This is a genomic window from Neisseria sp. P0024.S006 (assembly GCF_051956595.1).
Classification (GTDB): domain Bacteria; phylum Pseudomonadota; class Gammaproteobacteria; order Burkholderiales; family Neisseriaceae; genus Neisseria.
Window position 1 is genome coordinate 1 of record NZ_JBQCXH010000006.1, and the last position, 21,127, is coordinate 21,127.

General features: G+C 47.9%; 27 protein-coding genes and 1 pseudogene. 7 read left to right on the forward strand and 21 right to left on the reverse strand.

Translation table 11 applies throughout. The features are described 5' to 3' along the window. From ACTHUF_RS10230 to ACTHUF_RS10305, 16 genes and pseudogenes are all read right to left on the reverse strand, one after another. Positions 1-192, reverse strand: a pseudogene (locus ACTHUF_RS10230) (N-acetylmuramoyl-L-alanine amidase); the annotation flags it as partial. Positions 193-335: 143 nt separating this feature from the next. Continuing rightward, positions 336-899: a hypothetical protein gene (locus tag ACTHUF_RS10235; RefSeq protein WP_440407593.1), complete on the reverse strand. Its 564-nt coding sequence runs from the start codon at positions 897-899 to the stop codon at positions 336-338. An 89-nt stretch (positions 900-988) separates the two neighbouring features. After that, a complete protein-coding gene (locus ACTHUF_RS10240) occupies positions 989-1,429 on the reverse strand; it encodes a Mor transcription activator family protein (RefSeq protein ID WP_440407672.1) in 441 nt (146 codons plus the stop codon). Beyond that, the gene (locus ACTHUF_RS10245; RefSeq protein WP_440407595.1) at positions 1,429-1,830 is read right to left on the reverse strand and encodes a gp16 family protein; all 402 of its coding nucleotides are present in this window, start codon (positions 1,828-1,830) and stop codon (positions 1,429-1,431) included. Before ACTHUF_RS10245 ends, ACTHUF_RS10240 begins: the two co-directional genes overlap by 1 nt. 178 nt (positions 1,831-2,008) lie before the next feature. Continuing rightward, positions 2,009-2,896, reverse strand: coding sequence for a recombination-associated protein RdgC (locus ACTHUF_RS10250; RefSeq protein ID WP_440407596.1), 888 nt, complete (start codon positions 2,894-2,896; stop codon positions 2,009-2,011). 27 nt (positions 2,897-2,923) lie between these two features. After that, a complete protein-coding gene (locus tag ACTHUF_RS10255) occupies positions 2,924-3,169 on the reverse strand; it encodes a hypothetical protein (protein WP_440407598.1) in 246 nt (81 codons plus the stop codon). Continuing rightward, the gene (locus ACTHUF_RS10260; RefSeq protein WP_249552032.1) at positions 3,166-3,693 is read right to left on the reverse strand and encodes a host-nuclease inhibitor Gam family protein; all 528 of its coding nucleotides are present in this window, start codon (positions 3,691-3,693) and stop codon (positions 3,166-3,168) included. The genes ACTHUF_RS10255 and ACTHUF_RS10260 overlap by 4 nt, the downstream gene beginning before the upstream one ends. Before the next feature lie 16 nt (positions 3,694-3,709). Beyond that, entirely contained in the window at positions 3,710-4,093 is a 384-nt protein-coding gene (locus tag ACTHUF_RS10265) for a hypothetical protein (RefSeq protein ID WP_249552033.1), read from the reverse strand. Next, positions 4,090-4,578, reverse strand: coding sequence for a hypothetical protein (locus tag ACTHUF_RS10270; protein WP_440407601.1), 489 nt, complete (start codon positions 4,576-4,578; stop codon positions 4,090-4,092). Before ACTHUF_RS10270 ends, ACTHUF_RS10265 begins: the two co-directional genes overlap by 4 nt. Beyond that, positions 4,575-5,003, reverse strand: a complete 429-nt coding sequence (locus tag ACTHUF_RS10275; protein ID WP_440407602.1) for a hypothetical protein — start codon at positions 5,001-5,003, stop codon at positions 4,575-4,577. Before ACTHUF_RS10275 ends, ACTHUF_RS10270 begins: the two co-directional genes overlap by 4 nt. Further along, positions 5,003-5,170, reverse strand: coding sequence for a hypothetical protein (locus ACTHUF_RS10280; RefSeq protein WP_440407604.1), 168 nt, complete (start codon positions 5,168-5,170; stop codon positions 5,003-5,005). Before ACTHUF_RS10280 ends, ACTHUF_RS10275 begins: the two co-directional genes overlap by 1 nt. Positions 5,171-5,241: 71 nt before the next feature. After that, on the reverse strand, positions 5,242-5,364 hold the full coding sequence (locus ACTHUF_RS10285; protein WP_440407606.1) for a hypothetical protein: 123 nt from the start codon (positions 5,362-5,364) through the stop codon (positions 5,242-5,244). Continuing rightward, positions 5,361-5,516, reverse strand: a complete 156-nt coding sequence (locus ACTHUF_RS10290; protein WP_440407608.1) for a hypothetical protein — start codon at positions 5,514-5,516, stop codon at positions 5,361-5,363. The genes ACTHUF_RS10285 and ACTHUF_RS10290 overlap by 4 nt, the downstream gene beginning before the upstream one ends. A 99-nt stretch (positions 5,517-5,615) precedes the next feature. Further along, on the reverse strand, positions 5,616-5,855 hold the full coding sequence (locus tag ACTHUF_RS10295; protein WP_440407610.1) for a hypothetical protein: 240 nt from the start codon (positions 5,853-5,855) through the stop codon (positions 5,616-5,618). A 27-nt stretch (positions 5,856-5,882) separates the two neighbouring features. After that, positions 5,883-6,125 carry a toxin PIN gene (locus ACTHUF_RS10300; protein WP_315038100.1) on the reverse strand — a complete coding sequence of 81 codons (243 nt, stop codon included), beginning with the start codon at positions 6,123-6,125 and terminating at the stop codon, positions 5,883-5,885. Positions 6,126-6,140: 15 nt separating this feature from the next. Further along, on the reverse strand, positions 6,141-7,055 hold the full coding sequence (locus tag ACTHUF_RS10305) for an AAA family ATPase (RefSeq protein WP_440407612.1): 915 nt from the start codon (positions 7,053-7,055) through the stop codon (positions 6,141-6,143). A 45-nt stretch (positions 7,056-7,100) separates the two neighbouring features. Here ACTHUF_RS10305 and ACTHUF_RS10310 point away from each other — a divergent pair, with 45 nt between their 5' ends. Next, on the forward strand, positions 7,101-7,358 hold the full coding sequence (locus tag ACTHUF_RS10310; RefSeq protein WP_222571107.1) for a GntR family transcriptional regulator: 258 nt from the start codon (positions 7,101-7,103) through the stop codon (positions 7,356-7,358). A 66-nt stretch (positions 7,359-7,424) separates the two neighbouring features. Here the strand turns inward: ACTHUF_RS10310 and ACTHUF_RS10315 are convergent, their stop codons facing one another. Both ACTHUF_RS10315 and ACTHUF_RS10320 read right to left on the reverse strand, forming a co-directional pair. Further along, positions 7,425-9,419, reverse strand: coding sequence for a Mu transposase C-terminal domain-containing protein (locus tag ACTHUF_RS10315; protein ID WP_440407615.1), 1,995 nt, complete (start codon positions 9,417-9,419; stop codon positions 7,425-7,427). A 43-nt stretch (positions 9,420-9,462) separates the two neighbouring features. Continuing rightward, entirely contained in the window at positions 9,463-9,726 is a 264-nt protein-coding gene (locus ACTHUF_RS10320; RefSeq protein WP_079453753.1) for a helix-turn-helix domain-containing protein, read from the reverse strand. A gap of 202 nt (positions 9,727-9,928) precedes the next feature. Between ACTHUF_RS10320 and ACTHUF_RS10325 the strand changes: the two genes are divergently transcribed. After that, positions 9,929-10,642 (forward strand): S24 family peptidase, encoded by a 714-nt coding sequence (locus ACTHUF_RS10325; RefSeq protein ID WP_440407617.1) that lies wholly within the window; start codon positions 9,929-9,931, stop codon positions 10,640-10,642. Between the two features lie 359 nt (positions 10,643-11,001). Here the strand turns inward: ACTHUF_RS10325 and clpB are convergent, their stop codons facing one another. Next, positions 11,002-13,575: an ATP-dependent chaperone ClpB gene (clpB, locus tag ACTHUF_RS10330; protein WP_440407619.1), complete on the reverse strand. Its 2,574-nt coding sequence runs from the start codon at positions 13,573-13,575 to the stop codon at positions 11,002-11,004. A gap of 259 nt (positions 13,576-13,834) precedes the next feature. Here clpB and trpS point away from each other — a divergent pair, with 259 nt between their 5' ends. The 3 genes from trpS (at position 13,835) to tpx (ending at position 16,002) form a co-directional block, all read left to right on the forward strand. Next, positions 13,835-14,845, forward strand: coding sequence for a tryptophan--tRNA ligase (gene trpS / locus ACTHUF_RS10335; protein ID WP_070850497.1), 1,011 nt, complete (start codon positions 13,835-13,837; stop codon positions 14,843-14,845). A gap of 79 nt (positions 14,846-14,924) precedes the next feature. Beyond that, positions 14,925-15,464 (forward strand): hypothetical protein, encoded by a 540-nt coding sequence (locus tag ACTHUF_RS10340; RefSeq protein WP_070850499.1) that lies wholly within the window; start codon positions 14,925-14,927, stop codon positions 15,462-15,464. A 43-nt stretch (positions 15,465-15,507) separates the two neighbouring features. Further along, the gene (tpx, locus tag ACTHUF_RS10345; protein WP_070850501.1) at positions 15,508-16,002 is read left to right on the forward strand and encodes a thiol peroxidase; all 495 of its coding nucleotides are present in this window, start codon (positions 15,508-15,510) and stop codon (positions 16,000-16,002) included. A gap of 103 nt (positions 16,003-16,105) precedes the next feature. Here tpx and ftsH read toward each other — a convergent pair whose 3' ends face one another. Continuing rightward, the gene (gene ftsH, locus ACTHUF_RS10350; protein ID WP_315093557.1) at positions 16,106-18,064 is read right to left on the reverse strand and encodes an ATP-dependent zinc metalloprotease FtsH; all 1,959 of its coding nucleotides are present in this window, start codon (positions 18,062-18,064) and stop codon (positions 16,106-16,108) included. 70 nt (positions 18,065-18,134) lie between these two features. Further along, positions 18,135-18,755 carry a 23S rRNA (uridine(2552)-2'-O)-methyltransferase RlmE gene (gene rlmE, locus ACTHUF_RS10355; RefSeq protein WP_049323206.1) on the reverse strand — a complete coding sequence of 207 codons (621 nt, stop codon included), beginning with the start codon at positions 18,753-18,755 and terminating at the stop codon, positions 18,135-18,137. Positions 18,756-18,867: 112 nt separating this feature from the next. Between rlmE and yhbY the strand changes: the two genes are divergently transcribed. Then, the gene (gene yhbY, locus ACTHUF_RS10360) at positions 18,868-19,155 is read left to right on the forward strand and encodes a ribosome assembly RNA-binding protein YhbY (protein ID WP_049323205.1); all 288 of its coding nucleotides are present in this window, start codon (positions 18,868-18,870) and stop codon (positions 19,153-19,155) included. Positions 19,156-19,374: 219 nt separating this feature from the next. Beyond that, positions 19,375-20,802 carry a tetratricopeptide repeat protein gene (locus ACTHUF_RS10365; protein WP_315093562.1) on the forward strand — a complete coding sequence of 476 codons (1,428 nt, stop codon included), beginning with the start codon at positions 19,375-19,377 and terminating at the stop codon, positions 20,800-20,802. Positions 20,803-21,127 lie beyond the last annotated feature (325 nt).

The window sequence follows — 21,127 nt, forward strand, 5'->3', positions numbered from 1 at the left end:
GACCGCTTCGCGCAGCGGCATATTGCCTTTGCCTTCGCCGTCGGTGCGTACGGTCAGGCCGTAATCGTTACGCAGGATAGATGCCACGATATTGCGCATATCCTGCGCCAAGTCCGCCTCACGGTCGCTGCCGTTGACCGCGCCCGGGTCGGTGTTGCTGTGTCCGGCAGTCAGACAAACAATTTTGCTCATTAAAGCCTCCCTCAAAATCAGATTAAAATGCACTTTCAGAGGCTTACATTTTCAAACGGCATGGCTTTTGCGGCGGGCGAAACAGTGTCAGTAGGCAACAAAAAGGCCGCCTGAAATTTCAGACGGCCTGTGCAATGAAAATGCTATATTTTTCGTACCAGCATTACCAAATTATTTCCTTCAATCATGATTGAATAGTATTTACCTTTATATTTAAAATCCTTGCTCGCATTACCAGATTGCTTTACCTCCGGCGCCATATCGCCAATCGTTTTAAACAACAGATTGCCGATTTCGGTTTGCCCCATTTTTTCCGTACCATCAATGGCCGTAATCGTTTGTATACTGGCAAACAGATTAGACAAATCAGGATTCAGCTGCGTGGCTGTCAATAGTTTCAACACTTCTTGCTGAGGGTTAGTTTCCACTTGGGTGGCGCCGAAATCAGTTATCATCACAATTTGATAGCCACACTCATTTTCTTCAATATTCTTACTTTGCACCGTCGAAGGCGCACCAATACCTTTCAATCCTGCATCGATATTGAGCAGCAGCTTTTCCGCCGATATTCCCATCGGCTCGGCACAAATCACAGCCTGTTGGGGCGCATCTTCCTGTTGGAGCGCAGTTTCCTGTTTGGCGGCTGTTTCTTGGCTCCCGCAGGCAGCCAAAGTACAAGCCAACGCTAGAGCAAGTATGAGTTTCATTTGTTTATCCCTATTCAAATTTTGGAAAGAGTAGTCATTATAGATAAAAAGGACCCGTCTGAAATTTAATTTTCAAACGGGTCATGCCCTTAAAACAAATTTTCCTGCTCCGCTTCCTTGTCCGCCTTTTTCAGGATCCGCCACACATGGCGGTCGCTTAGACGGTGTGCCAAGGCCAAATCGTTAACGGCCTCATAAGCAGGGGTACCGCCTGCCGTCTGTCGGTCAAACTGACTGCGGATTTTACGGTTACGCAGCTCATACAAGGCCGTCTCGCAACGGGGTATAAACAGATTGCACGGAGCCATTGCTTCCACCAGCCGACCGGCCGCCTCACTGCCGATAATCTCCTCCAAGTATGCAACACGGGATTGACTGTTTTTCGTATAACCCTGCCGCAACGGATAAGTCGTACCGCCCATCAGGCGCACCAGCTCCAGCGTTTCATTAAACCCGATGACCGTAATCAACGCCTGTACACTATCAGGGAGCAGATGCTTGACCGCGCCAAAATCTGCCGTCTCATACATCATACAGCCCCTTTCTTACGGCGGTTCGCCGCAATCTGCAACGCCGCCACCAGCTTGTGCATATTGCCGTCGGACAACCATTCCACGCGATCAACCTTAAACATTTTACGCGCCGTACCGTGCGCATAATTCCAAGTCCAGCCGTTATCCAGTAGCAGGGCCTCGATTTTGCGCATCATCGGGTCGGCGGAAGAGCGGCGGTTCGGCCGTCGGCCTGCCGTTTTTTTCGGCTGAAACCCATGTTGGCGCAAATCCTCGACCACGCGTTCCAGCTCAGGGATACTGCACTCCGTACACGACCGCTTGCCCGTCACGCGCTCCAACACCGCACGATAGGTACCGTCATCCAAGCCCAGCTCCTTTTGAGCAATCTTAATTTTCGCAATCAACGCCCGGCGCATTATCCCTCCAATACAACATATGGTATAAATTAGCGCATATTATACCAATAAAATACAATATATAGTATTAAGTTATTATTTTTTTAGGAATAAACAGACATAAAAAAGGCCGTCTGAAACAGGTTTTAAACCCATTTCAGACGGCCTTTAATCCAGCTTTAAAAGTCCCAGCTTTCCATCATTCCTGCCAGCCTCCAAGCAACTCCACCAACTCGCTAAATATCATACTCAGCGCAGCCGTCATCAGTAATTGCGTGGCGTAGGCGTGGCTCTGTGCATCATCGCAGTTATCTTGTGCCTCTTCCTGCACCACATCCAGCCATTTGATACGTTTCAGCGTTAAATCCTGAGTCAGGATAAATGCTACGCGGTCATTCCAGACCAAGCCCAGTTCGGTTACGGCCATGCCGTTTTTGGCGTGTTGTACCACATCTTCGGCGGTAAGGTCTTTGCGGCTGATTTTAACTTTTGGAGCAACATCGCCCGCTCCGACCAGGGTAACATCACTATCCAACACAAACCGGCCTTGGGCTTCTCCCTGCAACAGCCAATTGGTCATCAATGATGCCGGCGATTGACGGGCGACCGGCTGTTGAGCAGGCAGGCCGCCAAGGGCTTCGCGCAATTTAGTCAACAGATTTTCAGCCTTGTGGCGGCTGGCGGTATCTACCCACAGCCAGCCTGTGTCCAGCAAGCCGTTAGTGCGGCTGCTTTTCGTCAATGCTTTAGGCAGCAGGTCGTCGATAATTGCTTCGCGTAATTCATGCTTTTCTCTGCGACCGACATTACGGTCTTCGGCAGTTTGGATCTTAACAACCTGTTCGTCCAATTTATGTTTGATGGCCGCACTGGGTAATACTTTTTCTTCTCGCATCAAACTGATAAGCATAGTCTTTTGGGCTTCAAAAATAATAGGCTTCCCAAATGGCACCGGGTAATAAAAGCCTTCACTAAACCAGTCTAATCCAGCAGGAGAACAAAACCAGTTTTCTGCAAGTGCTATTTCGAGCCGTTCAGCTTCCGGCAATTCAAACACACGAAATGGGGTAACTTGTTTAAACCACATAATATAATCCTTTATAAAATCTACTTATTACCAAAGAAGCAATAAAATCAACGCAAGAAAAAACCAAACCACCCCGGCGCAGTGATAAATAAAGGCTTTTTTTCGGTTGCGTATAGCCTCTTTTTCTCCTTCTTTCACTTTTTCCCACACGAGAAACGCGGTTTCTAATTTTCGGTTGGCGTTTTCAACTTGAGCATGGATGTAGAAGGAATCGCGTGCGGCAGTTCTTAAAACTGCCAGCTCGTCGGTATTTAAGTTTCCGTTTTCCATCATGACAACTCCTGATTATGCGGTTCGACGCTGAAAAACTCCTTACCCTGCACAATCTTAATTCCCGGCACAGGGTTGTCGGCGAAAAACTCAGGTTCATTCAATACCGCATCTTTATTGACTTCTTTCTTCACGCGGATAAAGCGTGCCAAGTCGGGCTTTGACTCCAATAAAGCCAGCACCGCATCAACACCGCTGACGCTGCATTTTGGCGGGTTGTTGCGCCAGCGAATAATGCCGGTGGTCAGGTCGGCAAATTTGACCTTGCCGCCATCGGTCAGCGCATCGCGGTTGGCTTCGCTCCACGCCTGCACACCGGCATGAATGGCGTTGATTTCCGCCATCAGGGGCGCAACACGCTCGTCGGCCTGTTTTTGCAATTCGGCCACATTGTCGTTGTGGTCGGCTTGGATACGCTCGATTTCGCGCTGCAAATCGCCCATGCGTTTGATTTGCACCGACGCGTCCGCGCGGTCTTGAATGCCCACGGTCAGGGCTTCGCTTTTGATTTTTTTCGATTTAGCCATCATTTTTCCTTTCGGTTTAGTTGATATTTTTGCCGTTTAAAATTGCTTTAACGGCGGATTGAATCTGTTTTAAAGCCGCTTTGCCGCGTGCTTTTTCGTCTGCGCTCGGTCGGTAGCGGTGTTCCAATTTCAACGGCTCCGGCGGTGGCGGCAGATTGTCCAAAAAATCTTTCGGACTCGGCCAGCGGCTCATTTCATTTGCCAGCACCATAAAGGCCGTCTGAAAGCGCGGTACATCTCGCGCTTCGTCCCACGCCCGGCCGTGCGCCAACACACGGCTCCAAGTTTGCGCAGTGGCGGCCACAGTGTCGGCAGCCGGCGAACCGCTCAGACGCAGGGTCAAAAGCATGGTCAGGCCGTCGATCATGGCGTTATGCAATTGGGTAGGCAGTTCTTTCATTTCTTCAGTCCTTGCAGCGATACGGCTGCAGTCAGGGTTTGGCTGGGGTTGGCCTGCAGTGCGGCGCGGCGGCTGGGTTGGTTTACTGTCTGATTCCCCGCGTTTGGCTGGCCGACCCAGCCCGCAAGGATTTCATACAGGTAGCCGTGCGACTTCAGCGGCGTTTTCAGACGGCCTTGGTCGCGTGCGTTGACCGTCTCGTTAAAACCATGAATCCAAGCCTCGGCAGGGGCAGGGAAACAAATCCCGTCGCGTGTCGCCTCCTGCGCCTTAATCATCGGCAGCAACTCGTTCAGCAGTTTCGCGGTACGCGCCCAAGAGAGCTGGGATTTCGCAGGACGGAACAAACCGATATACCGTATCGCCGCTTTACCGATATCAGCATCAAGTTCCAGCAACATCTTCAGCACTTCGGCTGCTTCAGCATCACTGACCAAGCTATCTAAGCTATTGGCCGCTCCGCAGTTGGGACAACGGCAAATCATGATTCAATCTCCCAAATATCGCGGCGGCGAATAACTTTCTCAGTTTTCACTTTCCGCCGTATCCATTGGCCGCAGTATTCGCAGCACCGGCTGTTTTTATTAACTTCACGCCATTTATGCGCATATCCGTCAATAGCACAGGCTCCAATACGTTTGTAATCACACCATTCGACTTTTTCGACAACTTGTCCGCCTGGCTTAAATGCATAAATCTCTACCTTGCCATTGGGTAAAAAACTGATGGGAGCACCGGTAAACCATCCGTCACTGTCATGCCATCCGATACGCCAGATACCCAGCGTGTCAAACTTTTCGATAACCGGTATTCCTCTATGCGGTATAATTTTTTTGTTCTTTTTCAAAAATCTATAAATAAAATTGCTATATTTCGGACTCTTTTTAGGGTTGTATTGCTCAATGTCCATCACGCTTCCTCCCATAAATTTATCGCCCGAGCCAAAGTTTCCGCCTCGGCAGTTTTCCACATCCCATCCGGCGCACGCGCTGCAATCACAAAGCCTTCTCCGTCCTTTTTCATAATCATCAGCTCGCCACGGTCTTCGAGCCATTCGGTAATTTCTTTTTGATTCATTTCTTAAATCCTTTTAAATCAATGCCTTATATTTTCAATAAGGCAAAAAAATATAGAGCGACATCAATGCCTTAATTGTCGTCATACCCGTCACGGCCTTCGCCTATCATGTGCAATACGACGATTCGGGCCAGCATTTCAAGCCAAATCCCCAGCAGCACCAACACCGCCAATCCGACAACAAACCAAATCATTTTTTCTCCTCCTTCTTATCGGCAGGCCGTCTGAAACGCGCCTGATATTCTTCGATTTCGCGCTCTCTGTTTTTTTGCGCTATTCGCGCCGTCGCACGCCTGCGGTGCTGTCCCCAAGCCTGCCAATCCGTATTACGTCGCCCGAAACTCATTTCACACATCCTTTCACAATCGCCTTATCGCCATATTTCGCGCGGATTTCTTTTACCGCCCGATCCAAAGCCTCTTGTTTCGCCGTAGAGCTCAATGGCTTATCGCTCATAAACAATCCCTTTCATTTTTTCTTCCGTACTCATCGACTCGTATTGCTCGCCCAAGGCTTGAGCCTCCAAATCCGCCATCCGCTCGCGACGCGACATTTCCAACTTCGCCGCCGATACCACCGGCTTAGAGCAGCTGTGAAGCATCGTTCCCACCAAAACCGCCCAAAACAACAACCAAAAAGCCAAACCGATCCACTTGGTTTTTCGTTCGTAAAATAAATTAGACATTTTCCTATTTCCTTATAAATCAATTACTTAATATTTTCTTAAGGCAAAAAAATTATTGCGTACCCAATCCGCCTTAACCTGCGTCGCCCATTCCTTGGCTTCCTCTTTGCTTTCAAAGCGTTTCCGCAGTCGGCGGATTTGTAGCCATGCAAAGCCTTCTTTCCGCTTGCCGCGTACATCTGCCCGCCAAATTTTCCGCCGTTTATGGGTTTCATAATCGTGCCAAGTGTCCTCATAGACCCCGGCGTGTACCGCATATTCGTGTCTCATTTCAGACGGCCTTTCTTATCGGATAATCAGGGAGCTGTATTTCTTAACGATACCGGCCTGCATCTTGATACCGTTCTTGTTCGCCGTGCGTACCGCGCCGCGCATCAATTTGCTCATCCGGCGCGTATTGCCGTTGCTATGTTTAACCAGTTCCAAGAGCGTTTCCTCGTCCGCATCAGGCAAAGCCGCTTTCGCAATCTCAAAGAGTTCCTCGTCCGGCAAAGATTCGCCCAAATTCAGCGCAACAGACACGCGGCTGTAAAGCTGTACCAGCTCGCCATGCTTACCGCGCAGGTTGGCCACCAGTCGGGGCATACCGCTCAACACCAAACCGCAGCCCGTCTCGTCGTGCAGTCGGCGGATAATCTCAAGGGCGCGCAAGGGCAGGTTTTCCGCTTCATCGACCACAATCAGACGGCCCGAATCGCGCAGACGGTCAGATACAGACTCAAACAAATCATTCAAACTGCCTATCGCCGATACCTTCGCCGCTGTCGCCAACTTGCGCATCAGGACAAGTGCCGTGAAGCTCGGATTAGCCTCAATCAGGATGGCCGCAGGGTTTTTCTCGCAGTAGTTTTTGACTGCCTGCGTCTTGCCCAAACCTGCCTGACCGTAGATCACCACTGTTTCGCCGCCTTCGTGCGCATCGCGCATCACTTCCGCAATACGGCGTGTCGTCTTAGTCGATACAAAACCCAACACCAGCTCTTCACGTCGCGCTTTGCTGTCCTGCATCTCCAAAAACGCCTCGATTTTCGGCTCGATGGTTTCATAATTGCCGCCTTTTTCCGCATAAGTGCCGTTCAGATACATACTGATGGATGCCGGCGAAGTACCGATACCGCGCGCCAGTTGGGTTTGGTTCATACCTGATTTGGCTTTAAATTCAGCCAGTTTTTGTTGCAATGCTTGATTAATTTGTTTCATTTTTAATATCCTTGAGTTTTAAACAACCTTTAAAGGCCGTCTGAAATGAAAGAGTTCCCCGATTTAGAAAAACGCCTGATCATGCTGGAAGTCGCCGTTCAAGACTTGGAAGACAGGTCGCTTGCCGATTCCCTCGTACTTGCCTGGCTGCTCCAGCGGATTACCCGTCAAGAGCCGACTTCGATTGAGCAGGTTCGCCGCTTCCTTCAAGCGCAGGCAAAAACCTTTGAGCCTGATTCCGTTCAGCGGGAACACCTTGAATCTTTGTTTGAAGTCGTTGAATCCGCCCAAGGGCTCGCTTGAGTTTCAATTTTTCAATAAGCTCGGCCGAAAACGCCGCATTTTGCTGTTTGTCCATCATGTTTTCCTTTATCTATCCGCCTCAAACAGCACAAAATCGTCTGTGCCCGTTTTCGGCAATACCGCATACTCCGCCTCGATGACGTTTCCGCCCAAATTTCCCAGCTCGTCCCAAGCTGCCGCCTGTTCCAAAGCCGGATTGACTTCCGCATTCGCGAGCTTGATTGCATTTTCCGCCCGCTTGATTTTGCCTTTTCGGCGTTTTTCCGCCAGTTGGTCGATACGCGCCATCGGGAAAGCCTCGCGTGTATTGCCATTGGCCTGCGCCTTAGTGATAAACTTGCCGTCCATATCAAACACATTGACCGCCGATGCATCGTCCAAATCGTAGCTCACGCGTACCTCGTCCTTGTGATACTCCGCAAGCTCCACCGAGAAATAAGAGTTGTTGAACAAATCCAGCCAACCGCGCTGTACCTTTCGCACCTCTTGCGGCATAAACATCGTCGCCAGTTCTTCCGCCGACAACATATCTGGCGCGATACCGTCCTGTTCCAGCCTCATTTCCCGATAAGCCTTCGGCGTATAATGCCCGCCGTCCGGATGTCGGGGCAGCTCGCCGTGCGGGCGGTTGTTGTATTCGTCGATACACTTGACCACATCCGCAATAAAGCGCGACCAGCTCGGCAGTTTTTTCAAATATTTCTGTTGTTCCTCCGTCAAATCCTTGCCTTTTTCCAAGGCGTTGAACGCACTTTCCATCTTGCGGTACATCAGGTTCTTCGTGCTGCTGTCCATCCCGCTGCCCGTGAAAGTCTCATACTGGCGCGCCATCTCAATCAGATTGTCTTTCCACCATCGCTCGATGATGCCGCGCCCTTGCGGATTGCCCGCGATACCCGTTTCATGCCGGATACCCAGTCGGGACGTAATACCCGTGATTTCATGGTCTATCGTCTTGCCGGTTTGGCCGCCGCCGTTATCCGAGTAATAAATAATCGGCAAACCATAGTGCTTGACCCCGATACGCAGAGCGTCCGACACTGCTACGCAACTTTCAGCAAGAGATACCGAAAAACCGACCACAAACCGCGTACAACCATCAATAATCACCGTCACTTCCGGCTTGAACGGCCTGCCGTGTACCGGATGCGCCACCTTCGCCTTAAAGCTGTGGCCGTCGCCGATCCAAACATCGTTAGGCTTCAAAGCCCCCCAATCACGTTTCACATAAGGCAGCAGCGATTTATAAGCCGCCCCCGTTTTCCTACCGCGCTCCTGCATAATCATCGGCAGCTTGTCCCAAACGCGCCGCACCATACTCAAGTTAGGCACATCATTGACCGGCATATTTTCCGCTTCTGCCCACTGCACAAACCGGCGGTAGCTGTGTGCCAGTTTCGGCGCGGACGGGATATTGTGGAACTGCATAAACATCGGCAACCAACCGTAGCTCTCAATCGGCTTAACCGCCTTCGTCGTCTTCGGAGCCAAAGCAACCAACCGCTCTGTCGCGTTTTCCGCTTTCAAATAAGCAGAAATCCAGCCGTCTAAAGTACGTTCGCCAACCTTTGCCGACCGGCTGCGGTCATTGGCCTTTTCCAAGTTTCCAAGCGTGACCGCGTCCAATTTACCTTCTGCCAGCAAGCCCAAAAACTGAGCCACCGCAGCCTTCGCAGAGCAACCGTATTGATATTTAATCCCCAACACCGCCGCCACCACCGCACATCGCGCATCCGCCACCGACCGTTGTTTCTCGTTCAACAGCTTGGCCGCTTCAGCCAGTGCTTGAGCCGACATCGCCGTCCCCGGTCTGACTTGGGGCAGCATTTTCGGCATCTTCTCCGCCAACTCGTCCGACTGCCGTTTCATGATGGCTACTCGGATTTCGGCAGGGAGGGAAGCGATTAAGTATTTTTTCAGACGGCCTCCACGCGCTTTGCCAACTTCTTCGATGTACGGCCAGTCCTGCGTTTTGGCACGATATCTAATGCTTTCTAGGTTCTTGGGAAGACAGGGCAAACTTAAATTTTTCAGCTCCTCTAAGGATATGGTGTTGCTCATTTACTGCTCCTGATATAAACTTTTGTTTACTCTTTTGAGTAAGTTAAACCTGTTTGGGATAACGGCTAGGCCAAATCTCTTGAGGTGGAATGCCGAGAAAGTCTGAAATAATCCGTTCGCCTTTTGGATATTTAAATTGCAACGCGCTTTTTAATGTATTCGCGCTTAACCCGGATTCGATTGATAGTGCAGTAATTGTTTTCCCGCGTTTACGAACTGCTGCCACAATTTCCGCACGATGCCAATCTTGTTTTTGTCTTTCCGCATCTTCAATTTTTACCATTAATCTTTCTTTTAGGGTTTCCATACACATTCCTTTTGGGTTTGTTTGCTAAGTCATTTGACTTAGTGAAACGAATAATACTAACCAAAAGGATAGTTGTAAACCCTTTTGGTTAGTCAATTTACAAACAAATGGCGATTATTTTATAAACTTTTGTTTTTGATTAAGATTATTTCTAACCAAAAGGGAAGGTTTTTTGGTTAGTCTTTTTGTTAGAGAGAAACACATGACTTTTAAAAGCAGACTTCAGCTTTTATGGCCGGATTCGACATTGGAGGATATAGCCTCCAAGATAGATATGTCCTACATGGGACTGAATAAGGTATTTGCTAAAGATGGTTTGCCAAAGGCTGAAACACTTATAAAAATTCAAGAAGTTACCGGCTGTGATTTAAACTGGTTACTGACCGGAAAAGGTTTGCCGTTTGCTGACAAATCAAGACCGGAAAACGTTGGAGCCTTCCCGGTATCCAATACCAGCTCAGGCGCGGTGGACACCTTGGGCAATCCGGTTGATCTGCGTGAGTTTGTCTTTATCCCGCGATACAGCGTGGAAGCGGCGGCAGGGCATGGACAAGCAGTGAATGATGAAAAACCATTATTCTGCATGGCTTTCCGGAGATACTGGATAGAAAACTACGTTACCCGGCAGACAGACAAGCTTTCTGTAATCGCCGTTAAAGGCGACAGCATGGAAGGCATCCTGAACCACGGCGACAACATCCTAATCAACCACGCCGAAACCGAGCCGCGCGACGGCCTGTACGTCCTACGCATAGGAAACGACCTGTTCGTCAAACGCGTGCAACGTATGCCGGGCAAGCTGTTGGTAACATCAGCCAACCCACATTACGCCCCCTTTGAAATAGACCTAAGCCATACAGACGACGACATCGCCATCGTCGGACGCGTAGAATGGTTCGGCCGTACCGTAAACTGATTTTAAAACCCTCTTAAAATAGTTTTAAAAATTTCCCAATCCCGTCAACTTCAAACAAAAAACCGCGCATTCCGGCGCGGTTTTGTGAAAAAGCTGGCGTAACTTTTCCGAATACAAAAAAACGCCGAAATCCACGTCTTTCCAAGATTTCAGCGTTTTTTTACTCTATTTGTTCCTTGTGCAAAAACTAACAGTCCCCCACATTATCAAACTAAGGCATAGGAATTTGATCAATTTCCCTAAAATTCAAAGAATAATCAAATTACATAACAATTATATAATATGAATCAATAATCAAGAAAGGCCGTCTGAATTCTTTCAGACGGCCTGTTACAACAAAATACTACATTAATTTAATCCTATGCAAACAAGAGTTTACCACCCTCTTCTTTAACATGAATTGTACTATCGGGCGCATATTTGCCTTCAAGCAAGGCTTTTGCCAGCGGGTTTTCGATTTCCGACTGGATGGCGCGTTTGAGCGGACGGGCACCATACACAGGGTCGAAACCGGCTTTGGCAATCAGATCCAAGGCAGCATCGTCCACTTTCAGGTGCAAGTGTTGCGCTTCCAAACGTTTTTCCAAACCTTTAAGCTGGATTTTCGCAATGCTGCGGATATTAGCCTGATCCAAACCGTGGAACACGACGACTTCGTCAATACGGTTGATCATTTCAGGACGGAAATGTTCTTTCACATCCTCCATAACGACTTCTTTTACTGCTTCGTAGTCCTGAGTACCCATTTGTTGGATATGTTGGCTACCGATGTTGGAAGTCATGACGATAACAGTATTTTTAAAGTCCACTGTACGACCTTGTCCGTCGGTCAAACGGCCGTCATCCAAAACTTGCAGCAAGATGTTGAACACGTCTGGATGAGCTTTTTCCACTTCGTCCAACAGAATCACGCTGTACGGTTTGCGGCGGACTTGTTCGGTCAGGTAACCGCCCTCTTCGTAGCCGACATAGCCCGGAGGCGCACCGATTAAGCGGGCAACGGCGTGTTTTTCCATGTATTCGGACATGTCGATACGGATGAGGTGGTCTTCGCTGTCAAACAGGAAGCCTGCCAAAGCTTTGCACAACTCGGTTTTACCCACACCAGTCGGACCTAAGAATAAGAAGCTGCCGTAAGGTTTGTTCGGATCAGCCAAACCGGAGCGACTGCGGCGGATGGCGTCGGACACGGCGCGCACGGCTTCGTCTTGACCAACCACGCGGCGGTGCAACACTTCTTCCATTTTCAACAGCTTGTCACGTTCGCCTTCCATCATTTTGGACACAGGGATACCGGTCATGCGCGATACGATTTCGGCTACTTCGTCCGCGCCAACTTCGGTGCGGAAGAGTTTGTTTTGTTTTTTGCCCTCAGGATTGCTTTCTGCTGCTTGCAATTGCGCACCCAATTTAGGCAACTCGCCGTATTCGAGTTCGGACGCGCGGGCAAAATCGCCTTGACGTTTGGCCTGTTCGATTTTAACTTTGATGTCGTCCATCTGTTTCTTAATGTCGGCGGTGCTGGAAGACGCGGCTTTTTCGGCTTTCCAGATTTCGTCCAAATCGGCGTATTCTTTTTGCAGACCGTCGATTTCTTCGTCTATCAACTCCAAACGTTTTTTGCTGGCCTCGTCGCTTTCTTTGGCAACGTGCATTTTTTCCATTTTGAGCTGGATGATGCGGCGGTCAAGTTTATCCATCTGCTCGGGTTTGCTGTCCAGCTCCATTTTGATGCGGCTGGCGGCTTCGTCAATCAAATCAATCGCCTTGTCAGGCAGGAAGCGGTCGGTAATGTAACGGTCGCTCAACTCCGCTGCGGCAACGATGGCAGGGTCGGTGATGTCGATGCCGTGGTGGATTTCGTAACGCTCTTGCAAACCACGCAAGATGGCGATGGTGTCTTCCACGCTGGGCTCGCCAACCAATACTTTTTGGAAGCGGCGTTCGAGTGCTGCGTCTTTTTCGATGTATTGACGGTATTCGTCCAAAGTAGTCGCGCCGATGCAGTGCAGTTCGCCGCGTGCCAAAGCCGGTTTCAGCATATTGCCCGCATCCATTGCGCCATCAGTTTTGCCTGCGCCGACCAAAGTATGGATTTCGTCGATGAAAATCAGGGTGTTGCCGTCGTCTTTCGCCAAATCATTCAACACGCCTTTCAAGCGTTCTTCAAATTCGCCGCGGTATTTCGCACCGGCAATCAATGCCGCCAAATCCAAAACCAGCAGGCATTTGTTGCGCAGGGATTCGGGCACTTCGCCGTTAACAATACGTTGCGCCAAGCCTTCAACAATAGCGGTTTTACCCACACCAGGCTCACCAATCAGCACAGGATTGTTTTTGGTGCGGCGTTGCAGCACTTGAATCGCACGGCGGATTTCATCATCACGGCCGATAACAGGGTCGAGCTTACCGTCACGGGCGCGTTGAGTCAGGTCGAGTGTGTATTTTTTCAGCGCATCGCGTTGGTCTTCAGCATTGGCATCGTTCACGTTTTGTCCTCCTCGTACCGCATCGATTGCGGCATTTATGTTTTGTTCGGTTGCACCGGCATCTTTCAAAATTTTGCCGGTAGCGTCATTCTGCTGCACCAAAGCCAACAGGAAAAGTTCGCTGGCAATATAGGCATCGCCACGTTTGGTCGCAGCCTTGTCCATCAGGTTTAATACAGCTTGCAATTCGCGGCTGGGCATAATATCGCCACCCTGGCCGGATACTTTCGGCAGGCTGTTTAAATGCTGCTGCAAACGCTGTTTGACTTGAGGCACATTCACGCCCGCATGGGCCAGTAACGCAGCAGCTCCGCTGTTTTGATCATCAAGCAATGCTTTTAAGATAAAGCCGGCCTCGAGATAGCTGCTGTCCGCAGCCAAAGCCAGGCTTTGACCTTCTTGCAGAGCTTGCTGAAATTTAGCAGTCAATTTATCAAATCTCATTTTACGTTCCTCTACAAATATATTTCCGTTGAATCCTATATAAGCGCAAATGTGGATAACTCAAGAGTTATTTTTTCATTAAATAGTAAATTTAATTTATGTTATTGTTTTATATTGATTTATTTTTATGATTTTATGTGTATAACTTTTCTTTTCCAGTTGTCCCATACGTAAAAGGCCGTCTGAAAAATCAAGAAGAATCAGGTATAATCGGCAACATATTAATTTTCAGACGGCCTTTGCGCCGAAGGATACTTTCATGAGCAAAAAACGAGTTTTAACAGGCGTTACCACAACAGGCATTCCGCACTTGGGCAACTACGTCGGCGCCATCCGCCCGGCTATCCGTGCTGCGCAGGATGCCAATACCGAATCATTCCTCTTTTTGGCCGACTATCACGGCATCATTAAATGTCATGAGCCGGAAATGATTCATCAATCTACTCAAGCTGTTGCCGCCACATGGCTCGCCTGCGGACTCAATCCGGAACAGACCACTTTCTACCGTCAAAGCGATATTCCTGAAGTAATGGAATTGAACTGGATTCTGACCTGTATTACTGCAAAGGGTCTGATGAACCGCGCACACGCTTACAAAGCCGCAGTACAGGCAAATACCGAAAACGATCAGGAAGATCCGGATCATGGCGTGGAAATGGGCCTATACAGCTACCCTATCCTCATGACTGCCGACATCCTTATGTTCAATGCCCATGAAGTACCTGTCGGTCGCGACCAAATCCAACACGTCGAAATGGCGCGCGATATTGCCGGACGCTTCAATCATCGCTTCCAAGAGCTCTTTACCCTGCCCGAAGTAAAAATCGATGAAAATGTCGAACTTTTGGTCGGCCTGGACGGACGTAAAATGTCCAAATCCTACGGCAATACCATTCCGCTTTGGGAAAACGACAAGAAAACCCAAAAATCGGTCAACAAGATCATCACCAACATGAAAGAGCCCGGCGAACCGAAACAGCCTGATGAAAGTCCTCTGTTTGAAATCTACAAAGCCTTCTCTACGCCGTCTGAAACTGCCGAGTTCACACAAATGCTGGCCAAAGGCCTTGCTTGGGGCGAAGCCAAGAAACTCTTGGGCACAAAAATCAATGCCGAACTCGCAGAACCGCGCGAGCGTTACAATGAGTTGACAGCCAAACCCTCTCAAATTGAAGATATTTTGCAGGCCGGCGCACAAAAAGCGCGTAAAGAAGCACGCGAATTGTTGGATAAAGTCCGCGATGCAGTAGGTATTCGTCCGTTGAAATAATAGCAAGGCCGTCTGAAAATTTCAGACGGCCATCATCTCGCTATTTTTCAAAATATCACTATTTTTCAGGGTTTCTCATATGAAAAAAACCTTCCCTCTTATCCTACTTAGCCTTTTATTGGCCGCCTGCGGCGGCAAGTCTGAAGATACTGCCGCCAATGATGCTGCTTCAGGCAAAGCGCCTAAACCTACCTTCAAAGTCAAATACATCGATGAACAAGCCATATCCGGTTTGGATTTGGGTACAGCTCAAGAAGGCGAAACTAAAGAAGGTAAAAAACAACGCACCTATCCGATTAACGGCATAGAGGGCGGCGTTATCAATCTGATTGGCAAGCACCCTAACGACTTAGAAGTCATCAACGGCCAATGCATGGAAAAAAATGAAAAAGGCGTTTCAGCCGGCTGGTCAACCAACGGCGTCTGCCACACTGCCTTTGCAAAAATGGTGGACAATATTGCCCAAGACGGCGGCAAACTGACCGACTATCTGATTTCACACGCTGCTTTACAGCCTTATACCGAAGGCAAAAGCGGTTATGCCGCCGTCCAAAACGGCCGCTATATTTTAGAAATTGACAGCGAAGGCATGTTCTATTTCCGTCGCCGTCATTACTAAAATCCTGCCCATCCTATTTTACCCCTGATATAAGGACTGAATCATGGCTCAAGTTACTTTCCAAGGCTCTCCTATTTCTACAAACGGCAATTTGCCCGCTATCGGCCAAGTTACACCTGATTTCACATTGGTAGCAGCAGACCTATCTGAGAAATCATTGGCTGACTTTGCAGGCAAACGCAAAGTGCTGAATATTTTCCCTAGCATTGACACCGGCGTATGTGCCCAGTCCGTCCGCACTTTCAACAAACGTGCCTCGTCTTTGGACAATACCGTCGTCTTGTGCATTTCTGCCGATTTACCGTTTGCACAAGCCCGCTTCTGCGGTGCAGAAGGTTTGGAAAACGTAGTGACACTTTCTACATTCCGCAGCAGCTTTTCTAACGATTACGGTGTTACACTGACAGGAAGCCCATTACGCGGCCTGACTGCCCGCGCAGTTGTGGTTTTGAACGAGCAAAACCAAGTTCTCCACGCTGAGCTGGTTTCTGAAATTGCGAATGAACCTGACTACGAAGCTGCTTTAGCTGTTTTGTAATTAACCAAATAAAATCAGGCCGTCTAAAATTTTTCAGACAGCCTTTAACTTATCCTGAAACAGAAAACGGTAGCTTAAAAGCTACCGTTTTCTGTTTCAGACCTTATACAGATTTATCTGTTTTGTCTGCTTCTACTGACTCAGTCTGAACCTCATTTTGCTCAACAGGTTTGGCAGCTTCAGCAACAGGCGCTTCAGGCTCTTCTACTTTGTCATCACGGACATTGTGGCTGTAATCTTTAGGCGGGCTAGGCTGTTTACCGGCCATAATTTCCAAAACTTGGTCTCGATCGATGGTTTCCCAATCCATCAGCGCTTTGCACATGGTTTCCATCTTATCGCGATTTTCATCCAAGATTTTGTAAGCCACTTGGTATTGCTCATCCAAAATACGGCGGATTTCCGCATCGATATCTTGTTGGGTTTTCTCGGAAATATTTTGAGAACGGGTTACACTGCGACCCAAGAACACTTCACCTTCATTCTCAGCATAAACCATCACCCCCATTTTGTCGCTCATACCATAACGCGTTACCATCTCGCGTGCCATTTGAGTTGCACGCTCAAAGTCATTAGAGGCACCGGTAGAGATACGGCCGACAAAAATATCTTCAGCAATACGGCCACCGAACAAGATTGAGATCTGGCTCAACATTTGGTCTTTGTACATGCTGATGCGGTCACGCTCAGGCAGCTGCCAAGTCAAACCTAAGGCACGGCCGCGCGGCATAATCGTTACTTTGTGAACCGGATCGGTAAACGGCAGGCTTTCCGCTACGATTGCATGGCCAGCCTCATGATAGGCTGTCGCACGTTTTTCATCTTCGTGCATCACCATGCTGCGACGCTCCGGACCCATATAGATTTTGTCTTTAGCATCTTCAAAGTCGCTTTGATCGACTTTAACCTTATTACGACGACCCGCAAACAAAGCTGCTTCATTGACCAAGTTTGCCAAATCCGCACCTGAAAAACCAGGTGTACCGCGAGCTAAAGAAGTTAAATCTACAGATGCATCCAAAGGCACTTTTTTAGCGTGGACTTTCAAGATTTGCTCACGGCCACGAATATCAGGCAATGGAACAACGACTTGACGGTCAAAACGACCCGGACGCTGCAACGCAGGGTCAAGTACATCAGGACGGTTGGTTGCTGCAATCACAATAACGGTTTGATTACTTTCAAAACCATCCATTTCAACCAACAATTGGTTTAATGTTTGCTCACGCTCATCATTGCCACCGCCCAAACCGGCACCGCGCTGACGGCCGACCGCATCAATTTCATCAATAAAGATGATGCATGGTGCGTTTTTCTTGGCCTGCTCGAACATATCGCGGACACGGCTCGCACCGACACCGACAAACATTTCCACAAAGTCAGAACCTGAAATACTGAAGAATGGCACACCGGCTTCACCGGCAATCGCTTTGGCCAGCAAAGTTTTACCCGTACCGGGGCTGCCTGCCAACAAAATACCGCGCGGCACACGACCGCCTAAGCTTTGATAACGATTGGGTGCTTTCAAATAATCTACGATTTCTTGTACTTCTTCTTTTGCCTCATCACAACCTGCAACATCGGCAAAAGTCACTTTATTGGAATCTTTATCCAACAAACGCGCACGGCTTTTACCAAAAGAGAAGGCACCGCCTTTACCGCCACCGCCACTTTGCATGCGCATGAAGTAGAACCATGCACCAATCAACAACAAAACAGGCAGCAGGCTGTAAAACAGACTGGCCAGCATGCTTGGTTTTTCTTCCGGAGTTACTTTGACGCGTACTTTGTTGTCCAACAGTGTTTTAACCAAGTTGTCATCCAAAGGCGCATTGGTATAGAAGGCAGTTTTATCGGTGCGCTCACCTTTAATCAGATAGCCGCTGACAACAGATCCTTCGATATTGACATTGGATACTTCGCCACTATTAACTTGCTGAATAAATTGAGAATATTCGATTTGCTGTTTATCTTCCTGCTTATCGCTGAGTGCATTGAATGCTGCTAAAAGCATAGCCCCACCCACTACCCAGACTAATATGTTTTTAATGGTATTCCCCACTGAACAGGCTCCATGGTTACAAAATAAATAAAATCAAGGGAAAGAATTTTAAAGCACCCACCCTACATTGTCAGCGTTTATTTTTGCCTAATAGGTAAATCTCACTGGAACGATTGCGGGAAGCATCCGGCTTTCGAGTTTGCACACTGGCAAAAATTTCGCGCATTGCCGCCGTATATTCCTGATAGCCCGCGCCTTGAAACACCTTCACCAAAAAACTGCCTCCGGGTTTCAAATGCTGCGAGGCAAAATCCAAAGCCAGTTCACACAAGTAAAAACTGCGTGCCTGGTCTGTTACGGCATTGCCTGACATATTGGGTGCCATATCACAGATTACAAGGTCTAACGGGCGATTATCCAACAAAGCTTCAAACTGCTCCAAAACAGCATCTTCCCTAAAGTCTCCCTGAATAAACGACACACCATCAATCGCATCCATCGGTAAAATATCCAAAGCAAACACCGCCCCTGTTTTACCGACCAGCTTGGCTGCCACCTGCGACCAACTACCCGGCGCACTACCCAAATCCGCTAAGACAGTACCCGGCTTGATCAATTTATCTTTCTGATTGATTTCCAATAATTTATAAGCCGCCCGGGCACGATATCCATCCTTTTGTGCCATATGGACATAATGATCGTTGACATGCTCATGCAGCCATGCTTTTGAAGATTTTGAGCGTACAGCCATCTTGGTTTGAAATGCTTAAGTTAAAAACCAGTATTGTACGTTATTTCCCCCGTAAATGTTCTAAATCGCGTACAATATAGCCATTATTCTTTTTAATTGGATACTTATCAAAATGAGCGACAACAAACTAAGCACCAAAGAAATTTTGGCCTTGAAAGCCCAAGCACATCACCTCCACCCTGTCGTTATGGTTGGCCAACAAGGTTTGACTGACTCTGTCATTAAAGAAACCGACGCCGCATTGACAGCACACGAATTGATTAAAGTCCGCGTTTTTGGCGATGACCGTGCAGAACGTATTGAAATTTGCAATGCCCTGTGTGAAACATTGGGTGCCCAACTGGTTCAACACATTGGTAAATTACTTGTTTTATGGCGTAAAAAACCGGACGAAGAGTAATTCGAACTGAACAAACAGCAGAAGTATTTTCTCAACCCACTTTATTCCACCTTCTGTTGTATTTATGCAGCATAAAACAATTTATTCCATTATTCTAAGTATAAAAATACAAATACGGTTGCCTGTTTTTGTAAATAACCCCAAAATTACAAAATCATAACGGCCGCACCCTGTCGGCCGATTATTTTATCCTTGAATCCTTCATAAATATAAAAAACGATGAATGCTCAACAATATGAAGAATCTTTTCTTCTGGCAAAAAAATTAATTACTCAAGACTCGCCTGACTTTGCGCAAGCTATTCCATTGCTCTGCGAAGCAGCAGAGGCGGGACATATCGAGGCTGCATTTCAGCTGGCAGGATGCCTGTTTGAAAACCACGAAAACGAACAAGATTTGGCAATTGCAGTTGAATATTTAAAACAAGCGGCAAGAGCCGGTCATCCCTATGCCCGCTACAATCTTCTCCAATTACAAGAAAATAACGGCGCAGAAGTAGAAACGCTTATTTCAGCCTATCAAGAACTTGCCGAAGAAGGCTTGGTCCCGGCCCAGCTACGCCTGATGCGTTTATATGCGGATAGCGGCAATGAACAGCAAGCAGTCAAATGGGCATTGAAAGCTGCCGAGCAACAAAACCCTCAGGCGCAATATTTCTTAGCCCAACACTACCAATACTCAAGCACCCCCGATTTAGAATATTCCCATAAACTCTACCAGCAATCTGCCGCACAGGGATTTATTGCAGCACACTGGCAACTTGGTCTTCAATATAAATTGGGGCAAGGTGTCGCACAAAATCCTGAAAAAGCAATCGAACATTTACGCATTGCCGCCAATTACGACATTGTTCCGGCTCAAACTTCTCTTGCAGAACTCTTGTCGGCATCAAACCCTGCCGAGGCATTAGAATGGTTTGAAAAAGCGGCAGAACAAGGAGACAGCAATGCGCATGTAGCGCTTGCCGAAATCTATCTTTTGGGAAAAAACACTGAGCGAGACCCTCAAAAGGCCTATCAACACGCTAAGTCTGCTGCGGATCAAAATGATCCGGAAGGCTTGCGCCTTTTGGGAGATATCCATCGCTACGGATTGGGACGAGCAGTTGATGCAGACACCGCCCGTCAGTATTATCAACGCGCAGCCGACTTAGGCAATCTTGTCGCTTACCAAAAACTTCTATCTGACAGCGCGTTGAATAACCAGCAAAACTACGAGCTGACCAAAGAAATCGCCCTCCAACGCCAAGAGGCCGAGCGCCTATACAAACTGGCATTTGCGGCCCACTATGGTTTAAAACGCCAACAAAATTATGCCGAAGCACTGGAGCTATACCTTCAGTCTGCAGAACGAGGACACAGCAAATCACAAACCAATCTTGGTATGATGTATTACAGCGGACAAGGCGTACCTGTCGATTATGCCCAAGCGGCGAAATGGTTTGAAGCGGCAGCCAAACAAAGGGATACAATGGCTCAATATAATCTTGCCTGTCTGTATTACCACGGCCTGGGTGTAGAGAAAGACATCAATAACGCATGTTTTTGGCTGCAAGAAGCCATCCAACATGGACATGAGCAGCAAGATGTTCTCAAAGAGCTTTTAGCTCAATGGAAGCAATTTGCTCAAAAATCCTCTGCAGTTTAAAGACCGTCTGAAATTCTCAGACTACTAATAAATGACATGTCCAGCTATTCAACCAGCCTGTGCATGTCATTTTTTTAATTTTCCCTTTCTCAATCATCGTCCTCTTAGAATTTCACTCTTTCTTAACCTCTTCCAAAATCTTCAGACGGCCCATTCGCTTGTAAAAAATGACACGGTCTAATTTTCTTTTCCAAACTCAAAGTCTAAATTTAATCTTCGATTTTAGACAAATTTTGAAAATTAATTTTCGTATTCGAATTTATTCATCAAAACAACAGAGATTTTTTACCGTGTCTGTTTAATATTTCAATTTAAAAATCATCAT